At 61.8% G+C, this 6,871-nt stretch carries 5 protein-coding genes; 3 read left to right on the top strand and 2 right to left on the bottom strand.

Going from position 1 to position 6,871, the window contains the following annotated elements; all coding sequences use genetic code 11:
• Positions 1–270 precede the first annotated feature (270 nt).
• On the bottom strand, positions 271–1,005 hold the full coding sequence (locus ACIOYV_RS15620) for a thioesterase II family protein (protein ID WP_401324839.1): 735 nt from the start codon (positions 1,003–1,005) through the stop codon (positions 271–273).
• Positions 1,006–1,135: 130 nt separating this feature from the next.
• Between ACIOYV_RS15620 and ACIOYV_RS15615 the strand changes: the two genes are divergently transcribed.
• Positions 1,136–2,269, top strand: coding sequence for a cupin-like domain-containing protein (locus tag ACIOYV_RS15615; protein ID WP_290028679.1), 1,134 nt, complete (start codon positions 1,136–1,138; stop codon positions 2,267–2,269).
• 48 nt (positions 2,270–2,317) lie between these two features.
• Here ACIOYV_RS15615 and ACIOYV_RS15610 read toward each other — a convergent pair whose 3' ends face one another.
• Positions 2,318–3,490: an MFS transporter gene (locus tag ACIOYV_RS15610; protein WP_401324836.1), complete on the bottom strand. Its 1,173-nt coding sequence runs from the start codon at positions 3,488–3,490 to the stop codon at positions 2,318–2,320.
• 267 nt (positions 3,491–3,757) lie between these two features.
• Between ACIOYV_RS15610 and ACIOYV_RS15605 the strand changes: the two genes are divergently transcribed.
• Together ACIOYV_RS15605 and ACIOYV_RS15600 are read left to right on the top strand one after the other, a co-directional pair.
• Positions 3,758–4,558 carry a glucose 1-dehydrogenase gene (locus tag ACIOYV_RS15605; protein ID WP_401324833.1) on the top strand — a complete coding sequence of 267 codons (801 nt, stop codon included), beginning with the start codon at positions 3,758–3,760 and terminating at the stop codon, positions 4,556–4,558.
• Positions 4,551–6,377, top strand: a complete 1,827-nt coding sequence (locus ACIOYV_RS15600) for a glycoside hydrolase family 15 protein (protein ID WP_401324831.1) — start codon at positions 4,551–4,553, stop codon at positions 6,375–6,377. The genes ACIOYV_RS15605 and ACIOYV_RS15600 overlap by 8 nt, the downstream gene beginning before the upstream one ends.
• Positions 6,378–6,871 lie beyond the last annotated feature (494 nt).

The raw sequence follows: 6,871 nt of genomic DNA, 5'->3' as shown, positions 1-6,871 counted from the left end.
TTCTTAGCATCCGGATCAGTAGGCAGGAAGCACAAAGGCACGTCGTCCCTATAAAACGAATGCAGACCGGAAAAATTAGCGATTGAGAACAAGTATCAGAAAGGAGGTAGTGGCGAGGGGGCTTGCCCCCGTTCGGCTGCGCAGCAGTCGTCAATCAAGGGGTTGTATCTGAGGGCCGAGCCGGATGGTTTTGGGGCGGCTTCGCCGCCCGACGGGGGCAAGCCCCCTCGCCACAAAAGCTCGCTTCCACAGGGGAATCGGGGTGAAGGGTCAGGCGCTGACAGCCATCGCATGCCGCCGATGGTGCACGTCCAGTTGATCCTTGATCACCCGTAGCACTTTGGCCTCGTGCTCATGAATGAAGAAGTGCCCGCCCGCCAGCATGTCCACCGAGAAGCTGCCCTGGGTTTCCTTGCTCCAGCCGATCAATTGCTCGGTGGTGGCCTTGTCGGCCTTGCCGCCGAGCACATGCACCGGGCATTTGAGCAGCGGGCGCTGCACCGGCTGGAAACGCCCGCACAACAGAAAGTCGGCGCGCAGGATCGGCAGGGTCAGGCTCATCAGCTCTTCGTTGGCCAGCACTTCTTCGCTGGTGCCATTCAAGTTGCGCAACTGGTCGATCAGCTCGGCATCGGTCTTGGGCTCGGCAAAACCGCGATCGTAATCGGCGCGCATGGTCGGCGCGGCGGTGCCAGAGGCGAACAGTGCAACCGGTTCCGGGCAACCGAGCGCACGAAAGGCGTGGGCCAGTTCACAGGCCATCAACGCACCCAGGCTGTGGCCGAACAAGGCATAGGGTGCTTTCAACGTCGGTCGCAGCTCCTTGGCCAATTGCATGGCCAGCGCACGCATATCGGTGTGCAGCGGTTCGTCGAAACGCGCGCCACGGCCCGGTAGTTCCACCGGTTGCAGTTGCAGCCACTCCGGCAACTTGCGCCGCCAGCGGCTGTAGACCATGGCACTGGCGCCGGAATACGGCAGGCACAGCAGAGTCAGCTTGGTCACCGCGGGTTCCTCAAAAAGATGTCTGTACTAAGGAACGCTTCAACGCCCGCGCAAATTAGTCGCGACGGGTTAAATTTCCCGCGCAAGTGCTCGTTCTTTCTTCAGACCAAAACCAACAAGAGTGAACGTCGTGGACCTGCAGACCATCCTGGGCAAACTGTTCGCCAATGCCGGCGCCGTCGGCATCGAAGGGGTTTTTCAATTCGTCTTCGGCCCGCACCAGGCGTACTGGTCCGAGGTCAAGGCCAGCAGCCGCACCGAAGCCGGGCGCCACGCCAGCCCCGACGTGACCATTGAAGTGGCTGAGAAAGACTTCCTCGGGATCATGGGCGGCGTGGCCAACGTCGAGGAACTGTTCGCCAGCGGCCGCTTGAAGATCGGCGGCAACATGGGCCTGGCGACGATGCTGCCGCAGATCATCGACCACGCCCGGCATGGCGCGGCGGTGGTGGAAAAGGTCGACATGAACAAGCGCTACCCGACTCCGCCGCGCTTTAGTGAACGGCTCACCGCGAGTCTGCCGACCCAGCGCACGGTCGAACGCCGGCCACGCAGCGAACTGTCGAAGCACGAATTCGATACGCAATACCTGCCCAATGGCATCCCGCTGGTCATCAGCGATGCCTTGCAGGATTGGCCACTGTTCAAGCTCAGCCGCGAAGAGTCGTTGGTGCATTTCGCCGAACTGCAAGGCATCACCCGCCATGGCGATTACGTGAAGAAGACCTTCTCCACGGAACGGGATTTTCGCTCCACGTCCATGGCCGAATTCATTGCCTCGCTGGACAGCCCGGCGGTCAAAGGCGCGAACGGCGAGCCGCCGGCGTACATGGGCAACAACATCCTGCCGGCGCAGTTGATGCAGCAGATCAAGTACCCGCCGTATTTCGATCAATCACTGTTTATCCCGCCCCGGATCTGGATCGGCCCGAAAGGTACGCTGACACCGCTGCACCGCGACGACACCGACAATCTGTTCGCCCAGGTCTGGGGCCAGAAAACCTTCACCCTCGCCGCGCCCCATCACCGCGAAGCGCTGGGCACCTGGTCCACCGCGCCCAAGGGTGGGCTGGATGGCTGCGACTTCAACCCGGACGCGCCGGACTATCAGCGTTTTCCGCAGGCGCGCGATGTGACGTTTTTAAGGGTGACTTTAGAAGCTGGGGATTTGCTGTTTTTGCCGGAGGGCTGGTTCCATCAGGTGGAATCGGTGTCGACATCGTTGTCGGTGAATTTCTGGGTTAACTCAGGAAGAGGCTGGTAACCACCAATCCCTGTGGGAGCGAGCTTGCTCGCTCCCACAGGTAAAGCATCATTTCAAATGGCGGAAGCTTTGGATGGCTGAGCCCAGCACCACCGCACCCGCGGCTATCGCCACCCAAAACCCGCTACGCGCGCCAAACGCATCCACCAGCCACCCGGAACTCGCTGCGCCAATCGCCACGCCGATGCTCAACCCGGTGATCAGCCAGGTCAGGCCTTCGGTCAGTTTGGCCGGCGTGACGATGCGTTCCACCAATGCCATCGCCACAATCAGCGTCGGCGCGAAGAACAACCCAGCCAAAAAAACTGCCAGCGCCAACCCGAAAATATTCGTCGCCAACAGCAACGGCAACGTGGTCACCGCCGTCATCACACCGCCATACAGGAACAGTCGCGGCAACGGCAGTTTCGAGCGCAACGCGCCAAACACCAACCCGGCCAGGCACGAGCCGATGGCGTACACCGACAGCACAATACTCGCCGCCGCCGGTTGGCCCTGTTGCTGGGCGAAGGCGACGCTGACCACGTCCACCACGCCGACAATCACGCCCATGGCGGTCATCAACAGCATCAGCAGGCGGATTTCACCCGAGCGAATGATCGAGCCCTGATGCTGGACTTCATGCGGGTGCACCGGCGGTTCGGTGCTGCGCTGCAAAACAAACGCGGTGACCCCGATTGCGAGCATCAGCAGCGCCGCCAACGGCCCCGCCTCGGGGAACGCGACCACGCACAACCCCACCGACAGCGGCGGACCGACGATAAAGCAGACTTCGTCCAGCACCGATTCCAGGGCATACGCGGTTTGCAGTTGCGGCTGGCCGCGATAGAGCTCGGTCCAGCGCGCCCGGACCATCGCCGACATGCTCGGCATGCACCCGGCCAAGGCGGCGAACGCGAACAGCGTCCAGTGCGGCGCCTGCAAGCGGGTGCAGAGCAACAGCATCAACAGCGCGCCCCCACCGAGCAGCGCCGACACCGGCAGGATCCGGCTCTGGCCGTAGCGATCCACCAGGCGCGAGACCTGTGGCGCACAAAATGCCGTGGCCAAGGCGAAGGTTGCCGCTACTGCGCCGGCCAAACCGTAGCCGCCCTTTAACTGCGAGAGCATGGTGATCAGGCCGATGCCGGTCATGGAAATCGGCATGCGCGCGATCATCCCGGCCAGCACGAAGGCCCCGGCGCCAGGGGCTTTGAACAGTTCGCGGTAGGGGTTTGCCATGGGGTGCGGGTCTCGATTCGGGCCTGCAAGTTGCCATAAGGCGGGTTGAGGGGAAAGCGGGGAATTGTTGGTTGAGTGTTAAGGCCCATTCGCGAGCAGGCTCGCTCCCACAGGGGACTTGTGTCTGGCACAAATGGGTGAACGACGCCGATCAATTGTGGGAGCGAGCTTGCTCGCGATGAGGCCAGCACAGACATCCCACAAATGAACTCTCTGCCCCCCAGACCAGTCAGCTATTTAGGCCCTCCCTTCAAGGCGCTAACCTGCATGCAGATTTCCCTCGAGCAACAAGTCGCGCTGGTCACCGGCGCCAGTTCCGGCATCGGTGCCGGCGCTGCCAAGGCCCTGGCCGCCGCCGGTGCTGCAGTCGTGATCAACTACAACTCCCAGGCTGAGCCTGCCGAAGCACTGGCGCGGCAGATCAATGACGGCGGCGGTCGCGCCATCGCCATTGGCGCCGATGTCTCCAAGGAAGAGGACGTCGAACGCCTGTTCGCCCAGACCCTCGATGCCTTCGGTTTCCTCGACATTCTGGTGGCCAATTCCGGGATGCAAAAAGACGCGAAAGCCGTGGACATGAGCCTCGCCGACTGGAATCAGGTGATCGGCGTCAACCTCACCGGCCAGTTTCTCTGCGCCCGCGCCGCCCTGAGAATTTTCAATCAACAAGGCATTCGCGAAGGCGTTTCCAAGGCTGCCGGCAAGATCATCCACATGAGCTCAGTGCACCAGCGCATTCCGTGGGCCGGGCATGTCAATTACGCCGCGTCCAAGGGCGGTGTCGACATGCTGATGCAGACCCTGGCCCAGGAAGTCAGCCAGCAGAAAATTCGCATCAACGGCATCGCGCCGGGGGCAATTCGCACGGCGATCAACCGCGCCGAAACCGAGGGCGACGCCGCGCAGAAACTGCTTGAACTCATCCCTTACGGCCGCATCGGTGATGTCGACGATATCGCCAGCGCCGTGGTGTTTCTTGCCTCCGATGCATCCGACTACATCGTCGGCACCACCCTGTTTATCGACGGCGGCATGAGCCTCTATCCGGAGTTCCGTGGCAATGGCTGATCATCATCCCGAACGACAAAGCGCCATCGACGCCCACGGCATCATTGGCGACATGCGCAGTGCCGCGTTGGTCAACGACAAGGGCAGCGTGGATTTCTTCTGCTGGCCGGAGTTCGACAGCCCGTCGATCTTCTGCTCGCTGCTGGACACCCCCGAAGCCGGGATCTTCCAGTTGGCCCCGGACCTGCCCGACGCCCGCCGCGAGCAAATCTACCTGCCGGACACCAACGTGCTGCAAACCCGCTGGCTGAGCGATAGCGCCGTGGTCGAAGTCACCGACCTGCTGCCCATCGGTGACAGCGAAGATGACCTGCCGATGCTGATGCGCCGGGTGCGCGTGGTCAGCGGCACCGCGACGATGCGCATGCGCTGCGCGGTACGGCATGACTACGCCCGGGCCAAGACCCGCGCGCGCATGGATGAAAAAGAGGTGGCCTTCGAGGCGGCGGATCAGCCGTCCCTGCGCCTGTCTTCGGATCAGGCACTGAGCCTCGATGGCAACGCCGCCGTCGCCGAATTCACCCTCAAACAGGGTGAAAGCGCGGCGTTTTTGCTGGGTGCCATCGACGACCCGCGCTTCAAGGAAGGCGCCGCCGAGATGTGCATGGAGCGCACCCTGAAGTTCTGGCGCGACTGGATCGGCCAGTCCAACTATCGCGGGCGCTGGCGGGAAATGGTCAACCGCTCGGCCCTCGCGCTGAAGCTGCTGACCTCGCGCAAACACGGTGCGATTCTCGCCGCCGCGACCTTCGGCCTGCCGGAAACTCCCGGCGGCGAGCGCAACTGGGATTACCGCTACACCTGGATCCGCGACGCCTCGTTCACCGTCTACGCGTTTATGCGCCTGGGCTTTGTCGAGGAAGCCAACGCCTACATGAAATGGATGCGCCATCGGGTCAGCGATTGCCACGGCCAGTCGATGAAAATCAACATCCTCTACGCCATCGACGGTCGCCAGGAATTGCCGGAAACCGAACTCACGCACCTGGCCGGCCACGGCGGCGCACAACCGGTGCGCATTGGTAATGGCGCCTACAACCAGATCCAGCTCGACATCTTCGGCGAGCTGATGGACGCCGTTTATCTCGTCAACAAGTACGGCGAAGCCATCTCCCATGAAGGCTGGAAACATACCGTGGAAGTGGTCGATCAGGTCTGCGAAACCTGGCAGACCGAAGACGTCGGCATCTGGGAAATGCGCGGCGAACAGCATCACTTTTTACACTCGCGATTGATGTGCTGGGTCGCGGTGGACCGCGCGATTCGCCTGGCCTCTAAACGCTCCCTGCCTGCACCGTTCGCCCGTTGGGATGAGACGCGCCAGGCGATTTACGCAGACATTTGGGAAAACTTCTGGAACGAAGAGCGCGGGCATTTCGTGCAGCATATCGGCGGCACCGCCCTCGATGGCTCGATGCTGCTGATGCCGCTGGTGCGCTTCGTCAGCGCCAAGGACCCGCGCTGGCTCTCGACCCTGGAAGCGATCCAGAAAACCCTGGTGCGCGACGGTATGGTCTACCGCTATCGCAACGAAGACAGCCAGATCGACGGCCTGTCCGGCACCGAAGGCGCGTTCGCCGCGTGCTCATTCTGGTACGTCGAATGCCTGGCCCGGGCGGGTCAGGTTGAGAAAGCGCATCTGGAGTTTGAACAGTTGCTGCGCTATGCCAACCCGTTGGGGTTATATGCCGAGGAGTTCGACAGCCATGCGCGACATCTGGGGAATACACCGCAGGCGCTGACGCATCTGGCGTTGATCAGTGCGGCGAGTTTTCTTGATCGGAAATTGAGTGGGGAAAAGAATTACTGGCAGCCTTGAGACTGGGTCGTCCGCATTCGCGAGCAGGCTCGCTCCCACATTTTGGAATGCATTCCCCTGTGGGAGCGAGCTTGCTCGCGAAGAGGCCATCAGCCAAAACGCAAAACCAGCGACTTGAACCCGTCATCCAGAACCGACAGCGCTCGTGGGAAATATTCCTTTTCCAGCACAGTCATTAAACAAAACTCGCCCTTACTGAACACCAAACATCCCCTGTGGCGAGGGGGCTTGCCCCCGTTGGGTCGCGCAGCGCGCCCCCTCCAACCTGTCACCTTATCGCGCCAGAAGTACCGCATTGCTGGTTCTACGGCTGCTACGCAGCCGAACGGGGGCAAGCCCCCTCGCCACAGAGGTGTGTAGGCCTGGGACCTACGACAGCCAAACAAACCTCATCGACTAACCTTCCCGCACATGTTTCCTACGGCCGAAAATACCTTGTTGCCAGCTGTTACATCCGCACCTACCATCCACCGTCAACGGGTACAGCGGAGCTG

This window comes from Pseudomonas sp. NPDC087342, from assembly GCF_044744265.1.
Classification (GTDB): Bacteria; Pseudomonadota; Gammaproteobacteria; order Pseudomonadales; family Pseudomonadaceae; genus Aquipseudomonas; species Aquipseudomonas nunensis.
Note: the sequence above shows the minus strand (reverse complement) of the source record. Positions and strands in the feature narration are given on the sequence as shown.

What these genes read in the sequence shown, in the direction of transcription:
- ACIOYV_RS15610 (WP_401324836.1), bottom strand. Translation starts at nt 3,490, where the DNA reads ATGGCAAACCCCTACCGCGAACTGTTCAAAGCCCCTGGCGCCGGGGCC.
- ACIOYV_RS15605 (WP_401324833.1), top strand. Translation starts at nt 3,758, where the DNA reads ATGCAGATTTCCCTCGAGCAACAAGTCGCGCTGGTCACCGGCGCCAGT.
- ACIOYV_RS15600 (WP_401324831.1), top strand. Translation starts at nt 4,551, where the DNA reads ATGGCTGATCATCATCCCGAACGACAAAGCGCCATCGACGCCCACGGC.